The sequence below is a fragment of the Mycobacterium heckeshornense genome (assembly GCF_016592155.1).
Lineage (GTDB): Bacteria > Actinomycetota > Actinomycetes > Mycobacteriales > Mycobacteriaceae > Mycobacterium > Mycobacterium heckeshornense.
Window position 1 is genome coordinate 4,131,272 of the sequence record NZ_AP024237.1, and the last position, 19,463, is coordinate 4,150,734.

The 19,463-nt window shown below is 67.8% G+C and carries 9 protein-coding genes and 2 pseudogenes; 1 reads left to right on the forward strand and 10 read right to left on the reverse strand.

Annotated features, from left to right (window positions below):
- Nucleotides 1-8 precede the first annotated feature (8 nt).
- From MHEC_RS19975 to MHEC_RS19995, 5 genes and pseudogenes are all read right to left on the reverse strand, one after another.
- On the reverse strand, nucleotides 9-896 hold the full coding sequence (locus MHEC_RS19975) for a hypothetical protein (RefSeq protein WP_048890291.1): 888 nt from the start codon (nucleotides 894-896) through the stop codon (nucleotides 9-11).
- A gap of 120 nt (nucleotides 897-1,016) precedes the next feature.
- The gene (locus MHEC_RS19980) at nucleotides 1,017-4,967 is read right to left on the reverse strand and encodes a DNA-directed RNA polymerase subunit beta' (RefSeq protein WP_048890292.1); all 3,951 of its coding nucleotides are present in this window, start codon (nucleotides 4,965-4,967) and stop codon (nucleotides 1,017-1,019) included.
- 35 nt (nucleotides 4,968-5,002) lie between these two features.
- Nucleotides 5,003-8,511 (reverse strand): annotated as a pseudogene (rpoB, locus tag MHEC_RS19985) (DNA-directed RNA polymerase subunit beta).
- A 409-nt stretch (nucleotides 8,512-8,920) separates the two neighbouring features.
- Nucleotides 8,921-9,997: an ABC transporter ATP-binding protein gene (locus MHEC_RS19990; RefSeq protein ID WP_048890294.1), complete on the reverse strand. Its 1,077-nt coding sequence runs from the start codon at nucleotides 9,995-9,997 to the stop codon at nucleotides 8,921-8,923.
- Between the two features lie 116 nt (nucleotides 9,998-10,113).
- Entirely contained in the window at nucleotides 10,114-11,643 is a 1,530-nt protein-coding gene (locus MHEC_RS19995; RefSeq protein WP_048890373.1) for a carotenoid oxygenase family protein, read from the reverse strand.
- 68 nt (nucleotides 11,644-11,711) lie between these two features.
- Between MHEC_RS19995 and MHEC_RS20000 the strand changes: the two genes are divergently transcribed.
- The gene (locus MHEC_RS20000; protein ID WP_048890295.1) at nucleotides 11,712-12,401 is read left to right on the forward strand and encodes a TetR/AcrR family transcriptional regulator; all 690 of its coding nucleotides are present in this window, start codon (nucleotides 11,712-11,714) and stop codon (nucleotides 12,399-12,401) included.
- Here the strand turns inward: MHEC_RS20000 and rplL are convergent.
- The 5 genes and pseudogenes from rplL to MHEC_RS20025 form a co-directional block, all read right to left on the reverse strand.
- Complete coding sequence (rplL, locus tag MHEC_RS20005) at nucleotides 12,394-12,789, reverse strand: 50S ribosomal protein L7/L12 (protein ID WP_048890296.1); 396 nt, start codon at nucleotides 12,787-12,789, stop codon at nucleotides 12,394-12,396. The two genes, MHEC_RS20000 and rplL, sit on opposite strands and share 8 nt — an antisense overlap.
- A gap of 36 nt (nucleotides 12,790-12,825) precedes the next feature.
- Nucleotides 12,826-13,374, reverse strand: coding sequence for a 50S ribosomal protein L10 (gene rplJ / locus MHEC_RS20010; RefSeq protein WP_048890297.1), 549 nt, complete (start codon nucleotides 13,372-13,374; stop codon nucleotides 12,826-12,828).
- Between the two features lie 345 nt (nucleotides 13,375-13,719).
- Complete coding sequence (locus MHEC_RS20015; protein WP_048890298.1) at nucleotides 13,720-14,625, reverse strand: ROK family protein; 906 nt, start codon at nucleotides 14,623-14,625, stop codon at nucleotides 13,720-13,722.
- Nucleotides 14,626-14,629: 4 nt separating this feature from the next.
- Nucleotides 14,630-15,238 (reverse strand): DUF7158 domain-containing protein, encoded by a 609-nt coding sequence (locus MHEC_RS20020; protein WP_048890299.1) that lies wholly within the window; start codon nucleotides 15,236-15,238, stop codon nucleotides 14,630-14,632.
- Nucleotides 15,235-19,376 (reverse strand): annotated as a pseudogene (locus tag MHEC_RS20025) (glycoside hydrolase family 38 N-terminal domain-containing protein). Before MHEC_RS20025 ends, MHEC_RS20020 begins: the two are co-directional and overlap by 4 nt.
- Between the last annotated feature and the right edge of the window lie 87 nt (nucleotides 19,377-19,463).

Below are 19,463 nucleotides of genomic sequence, written 5' to 3' on the forward strand. Positions count from 1 at the left end.
GTAGTGGGTCAGCCCGCTATCCGGGACCGCGCGAGGTGTCGGCCAATCCTGGCCGCCAAGAGATCAGGATGGCGTCGCACGTCGTCGACCACAACCGGAATTACCGTCCAGCCAAGTTCTTGCACCCTTGCGAATCGGGCTTTGTCTCTGATCATCTCAAGCCGACCCACATGCCATTCAACGCTTTCGTATTCCGCCGCGACCCGCGCCTCCGGCCACGCAAAGTCCACTCGCCATATCTCGCCGTTTCGACCCCGAATCTCGTACTGCAGTTCGGGAAGTGGCAACTTGTAATCGATCATCACAAGGCGTGCTTCGCTTTCCATTGCCGACTCCGCCCGCGCATCGGCATAGGGAAGCAGCCCGCGTACGGCGACGATGCCACGTCGTCCGCGCTGCTCGTGCACAGCGCGCTCAAGTTCGCGCTGGGTCGTCCAACCCGAGCGCAGGGCTGCGTCGAGGGTTGCCAATGCGCGCGGACGTGGCAACTCGCGTGCGACTTCAATAGCGGTCCATGCCGGCGCCGTCGCGAGACGGCCTGCAACGTGCCGCAATTCTGCACCAGTCCGCTGGTGAACCATCAGCCGGGTGGTTGGCCGCATCCGCACCGCAGGATCCAAAACGTGTATCGCAGTAGAGTTTTCCACGTCGAACCCGTACAACCTTGCGGCGGTTCCCATACACGCGACGACATGTCGGCCCACGAAAAGATCCAACGCAGCTAAACGTCCCAAGAGGTCCGGCTCAGCTGCGGCGTAGACCCCATACCACACCCGGACGAGACCGCCGTTTTTCACTTGGACATCAAGCTGTTGACGGGTCATAACGGCGAGCAGCTGTGCTGTAGTTGCGAACCCACCGCCCTTTTCCAGGACCGCAATCGCGTCACCGTGCACCCCGGCAGCATGCGGCGGTTACGCCAAGTTGGCTAACCAGCCCTGGGGATAACGGCGAGCAGACGCAGAATCGCATCGCCAAGGCACTGGGCGTGCGATTCTGCGTCTGCTCGGCGAGGACTAGCGGTAGTCGCTGTAGCCGTAGTCGTCCAGCGGCACCGCGGCACCGGTGGCCTGGCCGAAGTCCGGGCTGTAGTACTGGTCCTCGTAGGACGGGATCGTGTACGCCGCGGCCCGGGCCTCCTCGGTCGGCTGCACCTGGATATTGCGGTAGCGGGCGATCCCGGTACCGGCCGGGATCAGCTTGCCGATGATCACGTTCTCCTTCAAACCGTTGAGCTTGTCGCTGCGGCAGTTGATCGCCGCATCGGTCAGCACTCGCGTGGTCTCCTGGAACGACGCCGCGGAGAGCCACGAGTCGGTGGCCAGCGACGCCTTGGTGATCCCCATCAACACCGGACGACCGGCGGCGGGCTCGCCGCCCTCGGCCACCACCCGACGGTTCTCGGCCTCGAACTCGGCCCGGTCGATCAGCGAACCCGGCAAGAACTCCGTCGACCCCGAGTCGATGATCGTCACCCGGCGCAGCATCTGGCGCACGATCACCTCGATGTGCTTGTCGTGGATCGACACGCCCTGGGCCCGGTAGACCTGCTGGACCTCCTTGACGAGATGGATCTGCACCTCGCGCGGACCCTGCACCCGCAGCACCTCGTGCGGGTCGGCGGAGCCTTCCATCAGCTGCTGGCCCACCTCGACGTGGTCGCCGTCGGCGAGCACCCGTTCGCTGCCGTCCTCGTGCTTGAAGACCCGCAGCCGCTGGCGCTTGGAAAGCTTGTCGTAGACCACTTCCTCGCCACCGTCGTCGGGAACGATGGTGATCTTGTAGAAGCGGTCGCCCTCCTCGAGTCGCACCCGTCCGCTGACGTCGGCGATCGGCGCCTTGCCGCGCGGGATGCGGGCCTCGAACAGCTCCTGCACCCGCGGCAGACCGCTGACGATGTCCTCACCGACACCACCCTGGTGGAACGTGCGCATGGTCAGCTGTGTACCCGGCTCCCCGATGGACTGCGCGGCCACGATGCCGACAGCTTCGCCGATGTCGACGAGCTTGCCGGTGGCCATGGACCGCCCGTAGCAGGTCGCGCACACACCCATGCCGGTCGCACAGGTCAGCACCGAGCGCACCTTCACCGAGGTGATGCCCGCCGCCAGCAGTGCCTCGATCTCCGGATCGCCCAGGTCGCGACCGCGTTCGACGATGACGTTGCCGTCCTTGTCGACCGCGTCGACGCCCAATGTGCGTGCGTACGCGGACGTCTCGATGAACGGGTCGCGGATGAGCGTGCCGTCGGGCTGACGCTCGGCCAGCTCGACCGTGATGCCGCGTTCGGTGCCGCAGTCCGCCTCGCGGACGATGACGTCCTGCGAAACGTCCACCAGCCGGCGGGTCAGGTAACCGGAGTCGGCGGTACGTAATGCGGTGTCGGCCAGGCCTTTCCGCGCGCCGTGGGTGTTGATGAAGTACTCCAACACGGTCAGGCCCTCGCGGAACGACGACTTGATCGGGCGCGGAATGAACTCCCCCTTCGGGTTGGTCACCAACCCCTTCATCCCCGCGAGTGTGCGGGTCTGGGTGAAGTTACCCGTGGCACCGGATTCCACGATCGTGATGATCGGGTTGTCGTCCGGGTAGTGCTCGCGCAGCGCCTGACCCACCTCGTCGGTGGCTTCCTTCCAGATTTCCACCAGCGCCTCGTTGCGCTCGTCGTGGTTCAAAGCACCACGCTGGAACTGCTTTTCGACCTTGTCGGCCCGCTCCTCGTAGGCGTCGAGGATCTCCTGCTTGTTCGGCGGCACCAGCACGTCGGCCATCGACACCGTGACACCCGAGCGGGTGGCCCAGTAGAAACCGGCGTCTTTTAGCTTGTCGACGGTCTGGGCGACCACGATCATCGGGTAGCGCTCGGCGAGATCGTTGATGATGGTGGCCTGCACCTTCTTGTGCATCTGCTTGTTGACGTAGGGGTAACCCATCGGCAACAGTTCGTTGAACATCACCCGGCCCAGCGTGGTCTCCGCCATCCAGGAATCCCCTGGGCGCCAACCGTTTCGGCCGAACAGCTCGTCCTCGATTTCGATGGGCGGGCGCAGCTGGCTCAACCGCACCTTGATTTTGGCCCGCACGCTCAAAGCGCCGCGGTCCATCGCCATGATCGCCTCGGCCGGCGAGCTGTACACGCCCCGCTCGGGCGAGTCCTTGGTGGCCGGCTGGTATTCACCGGTGTCGCCGGGCACCTCGGTGGTCAGGTAGTACAACCCGGTGACCATGTCCAGCCGCGGCATGGCCAGCGGACGCCCCGACGCCGGCGACAGGATGTTGTTGGAGGACAGCATCAAGATCCGGGCCTCGGCCTGTGCCTCGGCGCTCAATGGCAGGTGCACCGCCATCTGGTCACCGTCGAAGTCGGCGTTGAACGCCTCACACACCAACGGGTGCAGCTGAATCGCCTTGCCTTCGATCAGCATTGGCTCGAAGGCCTGGATGCCGAGGCGGTGCAGGGTTGGTGCGCGGTTCAGCAGCACCGGGTGCTCGGCGATGACCTCCTCGAGCACATCCCACACCTGCGGACGCTGACGCTCCACCATCCGCTTGGCGCTCTTGATGTTTTGCGCGTGGTTGAGGTCGACCAGCCGCTTCATCACGAACGGCTTGAACAGCTCCAGCGCCATCAGCTTGGGCAGACCGCACTGGTGCAGCTTGAGCTGCGGGCCGACCACGATCACCGAGCGGCCCGAGTAGTCGACCCGCTTGCCGAGCAGATTCTGGCGGAACCGGCCCTGCTTGCCCTTGAGCAGATCCGAGAGCGACTTCAGCGGACGGTTGCCCGGCCCGGTGACCGGGCGACCCCGGCGGCCGTTGTCGAACAGCGCGTCCACCGACTCCTGCAGCATCCGCTTCTCGTTGTTGACGATGATCTCGGGCGCGCCGAGGTCGATCAGTCGCTTGAGCCGGTTGTTGCGGTTGATCACCCGCCGATACAGGTCGTTGAGATCCGACGTGGCGAACCGGCCGCCGTCGAGCTGCACCATCGGGCGGAGTTCCGGCGGGATCACCGGGACGGCGTCAAGCACCATGCCCATCGGCGAGTTCGACGACTGCTGGAACGCAGCCACCACCTTCAGCCGTTTGAGAGCGCGAAGCTTCTTCTGCCCCTTCCCGTTTCGGATAACTTCGCGCAGCGCCTCGGCCTCGGCGTCGATGTCGAAGTTCTCGATGAGTTTCTGGATCGCCTCCGCGCCCATGGCGCCGGTGAAGTACTCGCCGTAGCGGTCGACCAGCTCGCGGTAGAGGTTCTCGTCGACGATCAGCTGCTTGGGGGCCAGCTTGGTGAAGGTGTCCCAGATCTCCTGCAGCCGGTCCAGCTCACGCTGCGCCCGGTCGCGGATCTGGCGCATCTCCCGCTCGCCGCCGTCGCGAACCTTGCGCCGGGCATCGGCTTTGGCGCCTTCGGCCTCCAACTGGGCCAGGTCGGCTTCCAGCTTCTGGGCGCGCGCCTCCAGCTCGGCGTCACGCTGGTCCTCGATCTGCTTGCGCTCGGTGGCCATCTCGGCCTCGAGCGTGGACAGCTCGTTGTGGCGCAGCTCCTCGTCGACGTCGGTGATGACATACGCCGCGAAGTAGATGATCTTCTCCAGATCCTTCGGCGCCAAATCGAGCAAATACCCCAGCCGCGAAGGCACGCCCTTGAAGTACCAGATGTGGGTGACGGGTGCGGCCAGCTCGATGTGGCCCATCCGCTCACGGCGCACCTTGGCGCGGGTGACCTCCACTCCGCAGCGCTCACAGATGATGCCCTTGAAGCGCACGCGCTTGTATTTGCCGCAGTAGCACTCCCAGTCGCGAGTCGGTCCGAAGATCTTCTCGCAGAACAGCCCGTCCTTCTCCGGCTTCAGCGTGCGGTAGTTGATGGTCTCCGGCTTCTTGACCTCGCCGTAAGACCATTGCCGGATATCGTCCGCGGTGGCCAGGCCGATGCGGAGCTCATCGAAGAAGTTGACGTCGAGCACGTAACTCCCTTTCCCCTTTTCGGGACTAGTAACTATTAAGCAAGGTCCTCAACAGAGGCAGATTCGTTGCGGGACAAGTTGATTCCCAAGTTAGCCGCAGCGCGTTCCAGGTCCTCGTCTTCGCCTTCGCGCAACTCGATGGCAGCACCGTCGCTGGAGAGCACCTCGACGTTGAGGCACAGCGACTGCAGCTCCTTGAGCAGCACCTTGAACGACTCGGGGATGCCCGGCTCCGGGATGTTCTCGCCCTTGACGATCGCCTCGTACACCTTGACCCGCCCAACGGTGTCGTCGGACTTGATCGTCAGCAGCTCCTGCAGCGTGTAGGCCGCGCCATAGGCCTGCATGGCCCAGCACTCCATCTCACCGAAGCGCTGGCCACCGAACTGCGCCTTACCACCCAGCGGCTGCTGGGTGATCATCGAATACGGGCCGGTGGAGCGGGCGTGGATCTTGTCGTCGACCAGGTGGTGCAGCTTCATGATGTACATGTAGCCGACCGTCACCGGGTACGGGAACGGCTCACCGGAGCGGCCGTCGAACAGTGTCGCCTTGCCGTCGCCGTCGACCAGCACGTCGCCGTCTCGGTTGGGCAGCGTGGCTGACAGCAACCCCTGCAGCTCCTCCTCCCGGGCGCCGTCGAACACCGGGGTCGACACGATCTTGTTCGGCTCGGCCTCCAGCAGCTCCTCGGGCAACCGAGATGCCCAGTCCGGCACTCCCTTTGACGTGTCGACCTTCCAGCCGCTGTGGGCGCACCAGCCCAGGTGGGTTTCCAGGATCTGGCCGATGTTCATCCGCCGCGGCACCCCGTGGGTGTTGAGGATGATGTCCACCGGCGTGCCGTCCGGCAAAAACGGCATGTCCTCGACCGGCAGGATCTTGCCGATCACACCCTTGTTGCCGTGCCGGCCGGCCAGCTTGTCGCCGTCGGAGATCTTGCGTTTCTGTGCGACGTAGACCCGGACCAGCTCGTTGACCCCGGCCGGCAGCTCGTCGTCGTCCTCGCGGGAGAACACCCGGATGCCGATGACCTTGCCGGACTCGCCGTGCGGCACCTTCAGTGAGGTGTCGCGCACCTCGCGGGCCTTCTCCCCGAAGATGGCGCGCAGCAGCCGCTCCTCGGGGGTCAGCTCGGTCTCCCCCCTTCGGGGTCACCTTGCCGACCAGGATGTCGCCGTCACGGACCTCGGCGCCGATCCGAACGATGCCGCGCTCGTCGAGGTCGGCCAGCACCTCATCGGAGACGTTGGGGATGTCGCGGGTGATCTCCTCGGCGCCCAGTTTGGTGTCGCGGGCGTCGATCTCGTGTTCCTCGATGTGGATCGAGGTGAGGATGTCCTCCTCGACGAGCCGGTTGGAGATGATGATCGCGTCCTCGTAGTTGTGCCCCTCCCACGGCATGATCGCGACCAGCAGGTTCTTGCCCAGCGCCATCTCGCCGTGGTCGGTGCACGGGCCGTCGGCGATCACCTGGCCCGCCTCGACCCGGTCCCCGGCGTCGACGATCGGGCGCTGGTTGGCGCAGGTGCCGTGGTTGGACCGGGCGAACTTGCGCAGCCGGTAGGTGTGGCGGGTGCCGTCGTCGGCCATCACCGTGATGTAGTCGGCCGACACCTCTTCGACGACACCGCTCTTGTCGGCGACGACGACGTCGCCGGCGTCGATCGCGGCGCGCAATTCCATCCCGGTGCCCACCAGCGGGGCCTCGCTGCGCACCAACGGGACCGCCTGGCGCTGCATGTTGGCGCCCATCAGGGGCCCGGTTGGCGTCGTCGTGCTCGAGGAACGGGATCATCGCGGTCGCCACCGAGACCATCTGGCGCGGTGAGACGTCCATGTAGTCCACCTCGGAGGAGGACACGTACTCGACCTCCCCGCCCTTGCGGCGCACCAGCACCCGCGGCTCGGTGAAACGGCCGTCCTCGTCGATCGGCGAGTTTGCCTGGGCCACCACGTGACGGTCCTCCTCGTCGGCGGTCAGGTACTCGATCTCGTCGGTGACCACACCGTCGACCACCTTGCGGTACGGCGTCTCGATGAACCCGTACGGGTTGACCCGCGCGTACACCGACAGCGAGCCGATCAGCCCGATGTTCGGCCCTTCCGGGGTCTCGATCGGGCACATCCGCCCGTAGTGGGACGAGTGCACGTCGCGCACCTCCAGTCCGGCCCGCTCCCGCGACAGACCGCCCGGGCCGAGCGCCGAGAGCCGCCGCTTGTGGGTGAGCCCGGACAGCGGGTTGTTCTGGTCCATGAACTGCGAGAGCTGGCTGGTGCCGAAGAATTCCTTGATCGCGGCCACGACGGGCCGGATGTTGATCAAGGTCTGCGGCGTGATCGCCTCGACGTCCTGGGTGGTCATCCGCTCGCGGACCACCCGCTCCATCCTCGACATGCCGACCCGGATCTGGTTTTGGATCAGCTCGCCGACCGTGCGCAGCCGCCGGTTGCCGAAGTGGTCGATGTCATCGGTCTCCACCGGCACCTCGACGCCGCCGGGGACCTTCATCGTGGCGTGCCCCTCGTGCAGGCGCACCAGGTATTCGATGGTGGCGACGACGTCCGCTTCGGTCAGGGTCGTGCTCGTCGGCGCATTCTCGGTGTTCAGGCCGAGTTTCTTGTTGACCTTGTAACGGCCAACCCGGGCCAGGTCGTAGCGCTTTTCTTTGAAGAACAGGTTCTCCAGCAGGGTCTGCGCGGACTCCTTGGTGGGCGGTTCACCCGGACGCAGCTTGCGGTAGATGTCCAGCAATGCGTCGTCGGTGCCGACGGTGTTGTCCTTCTCCAACGTCGACATCATGATCTCGGAGAAGCCGAACCGCTCGGTGATCTGTTCGTTGGTCCAGCCCAGCGCCTTGAGCAGCACGGTGACCGGCTGGCGGCGCTTGCGGTCGATGCGCACGCCGACGGTGTCGCGCTTGTCGACGTCGAACTCCAGCCACGCGCCGCGGCTGGGAATCACCTTGACCGAGTGCAGCGTCTTCTCGGTGGACTTGTCGATGGTCTCGTCGAAGTACACCCCGGGGGAGCGCACCAACTGGCTGACCACGACCCGCTCGGTCCCGTTGATGATGAACGTGCCCTTTTCGGTCATCATCGGGAAGTCGCCCATGAACACCGTCTGGCTCTTGATCTCGCCGGTGTTGTTGTTGATGAACTCCGCGGTGACGAACAGCGGGGCCGCAAACGTCATGTCCTTGTCTTTGCATTCGTCGACGGGCGCCTTGACCTCGTCGAAGCGCGGGTCGGAGAAGGACAGCGACATCGACCCGGAGAAATCCTCGATCGGCGAGAGCTCGTCCAGCACCTCTTCGAGGCCACCGACCGGGTTGGCTTCACCGCGCGCGATAGCGGCCTCGCGCCAGCGCGGCGACCCGATCAGCCAGTCGAACGAGTCGATCTGCACGTCGAGCAGACCGGGAACCTCCAGCGGTTCCCGCAGCTTGGCGAAGGAAATTCGGTTGGGTGCTCCGGGGACGGAGTTGTAGGAAGAACTTTGAGTACCTGAGGGGTTTTTCTTGCTCTGGCGGGAGACTGCCAAGATGCATCCTTCCAGCACCTCGTGCGGCTCGCCGGTGATGGACCCGTTCGCCGCGGTAACTATGTTGGGTCGGCTGGCGAACGATCTGTCCGGATCTCACGCACACAACTAGACGGCTGAGCCAGAAAGGGGGCTCAGGCTAGGACCACGGTGTCAGGTGGTGGGTGAGATGGGCAGGAAGCAGCCAGCGCAACGTCCAACCATAGCGCAGGACGGCGCATTCCTCAACTACCGTGCACGAGCCTGATCGACATATCGGGCGCTGGCTGGCGTCTCGACCGATCGTGCACGCATGCTGCCCAACAGACTGACCCGTTTGCGCCCGTCCGTCAAGGGGTGACGCGCCAAGTTGTCGTGAAGTTGTCGAGCAGCGTTCCTTCCGGGCGGGGCGCTGACGCCAGATTGTTGATTACGGCCGCTGGGTGGGCATCGTGGCGGTCGATGCCTCGTCGCCACGGTGCCGGCCGGTGCCCACCTCGTCGGGCAGCTCGTGCGTCGGGTACTTGTGGGTGCCCTCCAGCGAGTCGAGGATCGCTTCCTGAGCGCTCTTGGGCAGCAGGTGCAGGTTTGCCCGGACCCGCGCCTGACGACGCGCGACCGCCCTGCGCTCCGGCATGCCGGGCGTGGCGGTGATCTGCGGTGGTACGCCTTCGATCTCTTCGACACCGCCGTGGTGGTGGCCGGCCTCGACCTGGGCCTGCTCCTCGGCCATGGTGGCCTCGTCTTTTTCCTCCGACATGCCGATCGGGCCGATGCGCCGGCCGTTGAGGAATTGCCGAACGACCGGCTCGTCGCTGGTCAGCAGCACTTCCCGAGGCCCGAACATCACCAGCTTGCGGCGAAACAGCATGCCGATGTTGTCCGGCACGGTGCGGGCGATGTTGATGTTGTGCGTGACGATCAGGATCGTGGCGTCGATTTGGGCGTTGATGTCGATCAGCAGCTGGCTCAGATAGGCGGTGCGAACCGGGTCCAAACCCGAGTCGGGCTCGTCGCACAGGATGATCTCGGGGTCCAGCACCAGCGAGCGGGCCAATCCGGCGCGCTTGCGCATACCGCCGGAGATCTCGCCGGGGAACTTCTTCTCGTCACCGGCAAGACCGACCATCTCCAGCTTTTCCATGACGATGTCACGGATTTCGCTTTCCTTTTTCTTGGTGTGCTCACGCAACGGGAACGCCGTGTTGTCGTAGATGTTCATCGACCCGAACAGCGCACCGTCTTGGAACATCACGCCGAAGAGCCGCCGGATCTCGTAGAGCTCCTTGGCCGAGCACTCGGTGATATCGGTGCCATCGACGATGACCGACCCCCGCTCCGGCTTGAGCAGCCCGATCAACGACTTCAGGAACACCGACTTACCGGTACCCGACGGGCCCAGCAGCACGCTGACCTCGCCGGCGGGGATCTCCATCGTGACGTCTTCCCAGATCCGCTGGGGTCCGAAGGACTTGGTCAGCCCCTCAACCTCGATCGCGATACCCATGCGAAATCCTTCCGACGGCCCAACTCCCGCCACCGGCTCGTGGCCTGTGGTATGTGTCACTGTAGCGCAACCGGTCAACCATTGCCCTGGGGCGGCTGCCCCGACCCAAGCGGCCGTCAGGTGTTGGGCGCCCAGTTGCCATGAAATCCCATCGGCACCCGCTGGGGCAGGTGCACGATGGCGACCGGCTCACACGTCTGGGCATCGAGCACGAGCAGTTGGCCCTCGTCGCGGCCGCGGTGGTAGCCGAAGCCCATCAGGATGCCGTCGTCTTCGGCGTGGCCCTGCGGGCGGGCCGACGGTGCCGGCACGAAGCACATCTCTCCGATCACCAAGTCCGGATCGAAGGCGGCGACGGCGGTCGATCCGGTCTGGTAGTCGTGCTTGTACAGCGACGTGCGCAATGCCGACGCCCCGCCGGAGAGGAATCCGTCGTCCAGGCCGACGGTGTAGCCGAAGCGGTGCCGGCGGCCGGTCAGGCCCTCGTTGATCCTGGGGAACTCTTGCGGGCGGTCGTCGCGCCGTTCGGTGCTCACCGACCCGGTCGCCAGGTTGACGGTCCAGCGATCCAGGGTCGGACGGCTGTCGCCGGGCCCGCGTCGGTCACGCTCGAACATGCGCTCGTAGCGGACCACGTCGAGGACGAGGACTTCGGCGCCGTCACGGTTTTCGGAGTAGGCGTTGACCGGGTGGAACACGTAGCACGGTTCGATGTCGAACCACCGGATGTCGGCGTTGCCGCCCTCGCGGGGCATGACGCCGATTCGGGCCCGATATTTCGGGTTCCACGCATAGGGATAGCGGTCGCTGCGCCTCGGGTCGCGGTTGATCCTCGCCAGAATCGGGCTCGGTATCTGGACGCGTCCGATCAGCGACTGCAGCACCAGGCGGGCCGGCAAGCCGAGCCAGCGCGGAACGTTGACCGGTAGCACCTGCACCGGATCGAACGTCACCGGAAGGTCGTAGATGACGACGTATTTGTCGGTCAACGAAAAGTCGTGGATCGCCGGCGAGCCGCCCACCTCGATGTCGACGGTGCGGCGCGCCCGTCCCTGCGCGTCGATCACCGAGTACTGGACGGTATTCCCGCGCGCGAAAGAATAGGACACCGCATGCAGCTCGCCGGTGCGCGGATCGCGGTGCGGGTGCGCGGTGTAGCCGCCGGCCAGGGTGCCGTCGAAGTCGCAGGTGCCCACGGTGTCGAGGTCGTCGGTCAGTTCGTAGTTGGCGACGCCGCCTTCCACCAGCGCCAGCGTGCGCCCGGCGTGGGTGAGCACGTTCGTGTTGGCGCCGAGGTTGAGCATGCCGGCGCGCGGGCTAAGCCTCGTGGGCCCGGGCTCGCCGAGGATCTCCGATACGCGCGGGCTTCGGATCCAGCGGTTGCGGTACCAGTTTGCCTTGCCGTCGCGCAGCGCGACGCCGTGAACCATGCCGTCTCCGCTGAACCAGTGGTAGATCACCGGGTCGACGTCGGCGACCGGGTTGGGCCCGTTGCGCAGGTAGCGCCCGTCCAGGTAGTCGGGAATGTGGCCGGTGACCGGTAAGCCGGTGGCGGTCACCTCGGTGTGGACGGGCGCCAGGAAGTCGTTCAGGTACGGGTTCGGCGCGGTGCTCTGACGGATCGAGGAGGTAGACGTCGTGGACACGGGCACTCCTATAACGGTGGTATAACGTTGTTATTGCACGTTACACCGGGTGTGCGAGGATGGCAACGATGACTTCGCAGACCGAGCCCAGCGGGCGGGACAAGCTGTTACACGCGGCTGTCGGCTTGCTCGACGACCATGGCCCCGACGCGCTGCAGACCCGCAAGGTGGCCAACGCCGCGGGCACCTCGACGATGGCCGTCTACACCCACTTCGGCGGGATGCGCGGTTTGATCGCCGAGATCGCCCAGGAGGGGTTGCGCCAATTCGCCGCAGCGCTGGCGGTGCCGCCGACGTCTGACCCGGTCGCCGACCTGGTGGCGACCGGGATTGCCTACCGCCGCTACGCCATGGCGCGCCCCCACATGTACCGGTTGATGTTCGGCAGTACCAGCGCGCACGGCATCAACGCGCCGGCCCACAACCTGCTCGCGGTGAGCGTGGCCGAGATCAACGATCGCTACCCCAGCTTTGCGCACGTGGTGCGGGCCGTGCACCGGTCGATGCTCGCCGGCCGCATCACCGCCGGCTCGGCCGACAACGACGCCGCGGTAGTGGCGATAGCCGCCCAGTTTTGGGCGTTGATTCACGGGTTCGTGATGCTGGAGCTGGCCGGCCACTACGCCGGCGGGGCCGCTGCCGTCGAGCCCGTGCTCGCCGCGGGCACGGCGAATCTGCTTGTGGCGCTCGGTGATTCACCGGAGCGTGTACGACAGTCGCAGCGGGCCGCGGCTTCGGGGTTGGGTCGGCTTACTTGACGGTGACGGTGGCGCCGGCCGCCTCGAGCTTGCTCTTGGCCTCGTCGGCGGCCTCCTTGCCGACCTTCTCCAGCAGCGGCTTGGGCGCGCCGTCGACGAGGTCTTTGGCCTCCTTGAGGCCCAGGCCGGAGACGATCTCGCGGACGACCTTGATGACGCCGATCTTCTTGTCGCCGGCCGACTCCAGGATGACGTCGAACTCGGTCTGCTCTTCGCCGGCCTCCTCCGCGGCGGCCGGCGCGGCGCCGGGAGCGGCGGCCACCGCCGCGACCGGGGCGGCCGCGGTGACCTCGAAGGTCTCCTCGAACTTCTTGACGAAGTCGGAGAGCTCCAACAGCGTCATTTCCTTGAACGCGTCGAGCAGCTCGTCGGTGGACAGCTTTGCCATGGGGGTAGGTCCTTCCTTAGTGCGGGGATGACGGGGTTATTCGGCCGGGGTGTCTGTCGCCGCGGCGGGCGCGGCCTCCTTCTTGTCCTGCAGCGCGGCGGCGAGCCGGGCCACTTGCGAGGCCGGCGCGTTGAACAGCCCCGCCGCCTTGGCGAGGTTGCCTTTCATCGCGCCGGCCAGTTTGGCCAGCAGCACGTCGCGGGATTCCAGGTCGGCGATGCGCTCGACCTCGGCGACGCTCAGCGGGTGGCCATCCATGTAGCCGCCCTTGATGACCAGCGCCTTGTGCTCCTTGGCGAAGGTCTTGATGGCCTTGGCGGCGTCGACCGGCTCACCGGTCACGAAGGCGATCGCGGTCGGACCGACGAACAGCTCGTCGAGACCCTCGATGCCCGCCTCCGAAGCAGCGCGCTTGACCAGCGTGTTCTTGGCCACCGAATAGGTGGCCGACGTGCCCAGCGCGCGGCGCAGTTCGGCGAGGTTGGCGACCGTCAGCCCGCGGTATTCGGTGATCAGGGTCGCCGTTGCGGCCTTGAACCGCTCCGCGATATCTGCGACCGCGGTGGCCTTCTCAGCCCTGACCATGCCTGCCTCCTGACGTGTGCTGGCGTGACAGTCGTTGCCCATCCACGGCTTTGACCGCTTAGAACTGGCCCCGGAAATCACGAACGCCCCGCCGCAGGATACGGTCGGGGCGTGCATCGTCGACGCGTGCCGACGTGGTGGCCTCGTCCTCCTGCGTGGGCCGCCGGGATGTTCCCGGGCTTTCAACCGATTCCTCGGTGACCGACGGTCTTCGGTGGATCGGCCACCACAATAGCGCGGTGGCCGCTATCAGCCAAAACGGCGCCCGGATCGGCCGCGGCCAGCAGGGCAAAGCCGCGCTGGTGTGATCGCTCGACGCCCGCCACACGGCACGTCACCCCCGGCTCAGAGTCCGGCAAGCGTCGCCGCCCCGAGTAACCCGGCATTGCCGCCGAGCTCTGCGGGCGCCACCCGCAGGCCGCCGAGGTAGGCCAGGCCGCTGTGCTCGGCCAGCGCCGCGCACAGCGGGTCGAAAAGCAACGGGCCGGCGTTGGCCACTCCCCCGCCGATAACGACGAGGTCGAAGTCGCAGACCGCGGCAACCGAGGCGATCATCGCGGCCAATGCGGCGCCGCCGCGCTGGAAGGCTTGCACGGCAACCGGATCGCCGGACCTGGCGGCATCGGCGAGCTCTTTGGCGCCGACGCTCGGTGGAGCCTCCCAGCCGTTGGCGCGCGCCCAGCGGACCAGGGCCGGTCCGGCGGCCAGGGTCTCGACGCAGCCGCGCCGGCCACAGGAGCACGGCTGACCGTCCGGGTCGACGACGACGTGGCCGACGTGTCCGGCGTTGCCGGTGCGCCCGCCGTAGCCGGACCCGTCCAGCACCAGACCACCGCCGACGCCGGTGGACACCACGATGCCGAGCAGGAAGCGCGCGCCGCGGCCAGCGCCGTAGCGGTGCTCGCCCACAGCCATGCACAATCCGTCGCCGGCCAGCCGGACCGGCACGCCGGGCACAGCGGCCGCGACGCGGTCCCGCAGCGGGAAACCGCGCCAGCCGGTGATGTTGATCGGGCTGACGGTGCCGCTGGACACGTCGATAGGACCGGCCGACGCGACGCCCACCGCGCGCACAGCGCCCTGGGCTGCCACTAGAGCAGCGGCGATCATGTCCGCGACGGCGGCCCAAACATCTTCGGCGCGTGGGGAATTCGGGGTGGGTCGGGTGGCGGTGTGGACGAGCGCGCCGGCCGGGTCGACGAGACCGGCGGCGATCGTGGTACCGCCGACATCGAGGGCGAGCGTGAGCATCTGATCAGTGCCGGTGGGTGTTGTCGGGTTGACGCGGGTCGCCCGGGTGCTCGTACCCGGGGGCCAGCCACACCAGGGCGGCGCGACGTTCGTCGAGCCACATCCGGAAGGCGCGGCGCCGCGCGGCGCCGCGCAGGTGTGCGGTGATCGCGGAGCGCACCTGCGCCAACGGTGGGGCCGCGGCGGCCGGGCCGCGCCAGCCGTCGGGGCGGGTCGCGGAGGCGGCGAATCGCATCGGGTTGCGGGAATGGTAGTCGGCCACCTCGTCGTCGCTGACCTCGACCGCGGCGGTCAGGTGGGCGAACAACGCCCTGGCCCGCGGGTCGGCCAACGCGGCCGCGGCGATGCTGCCGATCTCCAGCCGGGCCGTCGGGTCCGGCAGCACCTCGGCTTGGGCGGGCGCGTCGGCCGCGGTCAGGCCCACGGCATCGGCCTCGGCGGCAATCAGTCGTTCGGTCACGATCAGCTGGGTCAACCAGCGGCGCAGCTGTCGGCCCTCGCTGGTGCCGGGGGCCGGTAACGACGAGGCGAGCGGGCCGTGCCGCAACCGGGTTTCGCGGACGTCGACCTCCTCGACCGGCACTGCCACCGCGCCGACCGTCGCGACGATCATCGGATCCTCACTCTCACCGCGGGCGAGTACAGCAGCTGGCCGGCACACCCGACCCGAACCAGGGCCCACCATTCGCCGGGTGCGGCGCCCACCGGTGGCGTGACGTCGAAGTCGAGGCTGACCGTGCCGCGGGCGGGCAATACGGCGCCGCAAGCTCCCGGAGCGATCCAGTCCCAGGTGCCCCACGGGCTGATGAGATGGGCCTCGATCGCCAGGGGGAGCGTGCGCGTCGGTGCCGACGACGACGCTCAGCCGCGCGTGCCCCCCCGGCAGCGAGTTCGACGTCGGTTGGCCCGTCGACGAGGTACACCAGCCGGTGGTCGGCGGGCGCGTCGACGGCGACCGTGCACACGTCTTCCACGACTTGTCGCCACGAGGACGGCAACCCGTCGCCGGTGAGGCGCAGTTGGGCACGGATCGGGTAGAGCCCGGCCTCGGTGCCCGGCGGCATCGCGACCACCACGTCGGTCTCCCGATATGCCCCGGGCCGCAACTTCACCGGCAGCTGGCCGGGGCCGGGCACCCAGCCGTGCGGGCATACCAGCGTGACGGTGCCGCAGACCTCGGTATCGGTGCAGTCGCTGGCCACGGTCAGCCGCAGCATTACCTCGGAGCCCGGCTCGACGGCCGCGATGTGCGGGTGCAGGTAGGCGACCACGGGCAGCCCGCCGAGCGGGGCGGGGCCGCGGTTGTGCAGCCAGTAGCGCGCGTAAAGCGGTTGCGCGGCTTCGGCTTCCGCTACCAGGGCGGCCTCGGCGCCGAAGATCTCGGGCATCTCGAGACGGGCGGTGACCGTGGCGATCTGATAGCCGTGCAGCACGCTGGCCGGCTGATGCGGCCGCGGGTGTTCCAGCAGATCGGCCGAACACGCCGCCGATACCGTGCCCAGCGCCGAGCTGACGTTGACGGCGGTGTCGGTGCCGTGGGTTTCGACCAGCCGCATGGCGACGACGGCGGGGTCAACGGGCGTTGCGCGGCCGCGGGCCAGCGGGTTGCCGGCCGCTTTCAGCGCGCCGAGCCGCACCACGCCGGCCGGCTCGACACGCAGCAACGATCCGGCCGCGGGCAGCGGGCCGGCGCGCCCGCTGGCCGCCATGGCGAGCAGCGGATGGGAGAACTCCGCGCTGCGGGCCGGGATGGCGGCGTCGCGCCAGTCGCCGCGGTCGGCGACCAGCGCGTAGTCGAAGGCGTGGGTCCAGTGCTGAAGCTGGAAGCCCGAGCCGTCGGGAGTGCTGCGGCGCGGCCCGTCGATCCAGATTCCCGACGGCCAGCCGGTGCAGGACCGCATCAGCGCGGTGTGCAGCGTCCCGTCAACGTCGACCGCGAAGCTGGGCACACCGCGGTTGAGCAGCGCCACCGTGCGCGCCTCAAACGGCGGCAGCTGGGCGGGCACCTGCTGGGTGACGACGACCTCGGCGTCGGCGAGGTCGTCGGCGAGCGCCGCCACCGCGGCGGCCAGGTCGGAGTCGTCGCGGCCGGCGACCACCAGCACCGGCAGTGCCCGCGGCTCGCGCAGGTCGGCGCCGGGCACCCAGGCCGTGACAAGCGGCGCCACCGCGGGCACCCACACCCTGGCCCGACCGGTCTGCGCGAGCTGACGGTCGAGTTCGACGCCGTAGGCCGGGTGGGCCGCGGCCAGCACCGCTTTGGTGAACACGTTTTGGTCGGGGCCGCCCAGGGCGACACGGGCGTCCGGCAAATTGGAATCGACGCCGAGGTGACCGTAGCGGGGTTTGTCGGCGCCGCTGCACGTGGCCGTGACCCCGGCGCGCACCAGCGCAACCATCAGCGCGCGTGCCAGCGGAGCCGAAGTCGTCTCCGTCGGCGACACCACCTCGGCCACCGACACCGCCCGCACCGCGTCACCCACCCGCACCCGCGCCGCCGAGGACAGCCCGAACCAGCCGTAGGCCGGGTTATCCAGCGTCCATGGATGCCGTGCGGTGTCCACCGCCCGGCCATCGGCGTGCAGCAGCGCGAAGCCGCGGCCGACGACGGCGTCACCGACCTCGCTGACCGGCATGGCGCCCGCCACCGGACACGGCCAGCGCAGCCGCAGCAACCGGTCGACGCCGGTGAACTCGTCGATCCTGGTCCGGCAGTCCACCCGCGCGATGCCGTGCCACAGGGTCAGCGTCTGGGTATAGCGCAGCAGTGTGCCGATGCGGCCGCGGATGACCAGCCGCTGCCCGAGCGGTCCGTGATAGGCGCGCACCTCGGAGGCTTCCGAAGAGCACACCACGGGGCCCTTGGACAGCAGGTGCCAGGGGCCTTCGCCCGCGCTCGGGTGTGACGGGTACTCCTCATACAGCGCAAGCTCGTTGCCGACCCTTCCCTCGGCGATCAGCTCGCGGCCGTCGTGCACCCAGGACGACACCCCGCCGCCGCGCGCCGGGTCGACGCTCAGCCGGTAATGCTCGTTGGCAATCACGTTGCCCGGCAAGGGCTTCCAGCCCGATGGGGCCTCGCCGGAAACCACCCGGTAGGCCCGCCAACCAAGCGAGGGAACGTCGCGAGCCAGAAACGTCACCGAGCGTCCGTCGGGCTCGAGCACCGCGGGCATTTCGTCGCCGTCGGCATCGAAAACCCTGCCTGGGGTGTCCAGCTGAACTGTCACCACATCAGTTCGCTCGTGCGCCAAGGAATTCCACACTACGACGTCGCCAGTGACCGCCCGTGACAGCAGCGCCAGCGAGTTATTCCGCACTGCCCGGCCGAGTTCCCAGGCGTCGCGCCAGCCGGTGAGCAGGTCGAGGTAGACCTGGTCGGATTCCGAGCCGGTGATCGCGTCGTGGTGCGCGCCGTAAGCCAGCTGCACCCACGCCTTGGCCAGCGCGGCCTGCGGGTACTCGGCGCCGGCCACCAGCCCGGCGAACACGGCGAACTTCTCAGCGTCAAGGACTGCGGTTTCGGCGGCCCGATTGGCTTGTTTGGTGTCGATGAACGACACGTCCTTGCCGGTATAGATCGGGTTCATGTCGCGAGTTTGCGGCGACGGCGCCAACCCGTGGGTGTCCAGCTCGGCGCGGACCGCGGCGAAAAACTCCCGCGGCAGCGCGCACACGAACCGCGGCCAGGTGTAGCGGGTCGCCCAGTCCCGGTGGATGGCGGTGACCCATTTGTTCGGCGGGGTGTAGTCGGTGCCGACCGGCAGCAGCACGTTACGGGTGAGCGCCACCTGCTTCAACTCCTCGAACAGCCGGTAGGTGGCCTGCTCGGCCTCGGCCAGCGACGCCGACTCGTCCATCCACCAGCCCGCGGAATAGTGTGCGGGCATGTAGTGCGTGAGCAGGCCGCGCCCCGATGGCGCGATCCACTCGAACTCGCTGCAGAACTGCATGCCGGCCAGCCCGGTGTCGCTGTGCATCGGCCCCCACTGGTGGTGCGGTCCGCGGGCCCACGAACTCGACGTCAGCCCGCTGTCGGCGGCCATGCCGGGAAACTGCGGGTCGTGGCCGAACACGTCGAGCTGCCAGGCGGTGGCCGGTGTGGAGCCCAGCACGTCGCGTTGGAATCCGCTGCCGTGCACGAAGTTTCGGATCGTCGTCTCGGCACTGGTGAGGTTGGTGTTGGGCTCGTTGTAGGTGCCGCCCATCACCTCCACCCGGCCTTCTGCGATGAACCGGCGCAGGTCGGCGCGGTCCTCGGGATGGGTGTCCCAATAGGGCTTGAGGTAGTCGACTTCGGCGAGGACAAACTTGTACTCGGGCTCGCGGCGGGCCATCTCCAGATGCGCGCGCACCAGCTCGAAGCCGTTCCGGCAGCTGCTCGGCGGATCCGGGCGCCAGACGCTGGTGTAGGCCCCCTGGGTGTTCCACCACACCGGGTCGTAGTGGAAGTGGCTGATCATGAACACCGTCCAGCCGGGCTCCGCCACGGTGAAGGTGAACGGCACGGCCAACCCGGCGGTATGCACGCGCGCGGCGCGCCGCCGGCCGACGACCGGGTCGTCGACCGCTACCGGGATTTCGACGACGCCGTCCCCGGCTTGGGCCACCGCCTCACCGGCCAGGCCGTGACCGTCGATGCGGACCGGTGTCAGCTGGCCGCAGTCGGTATAGGTGATGCGCGCCAGCTGCAGCGGCGCGTCGGGCGGCCCGACGAACAGCTCGGTCGACTCCGCGGAAAGCACCCGCATTCCCGCACTTTACGACCGGCACAGGTGCCCCGGACGAGCAGACGCGCGGGTCCCGCCGACCTCGGCGGGTCGGGTGTTTCTACCTGT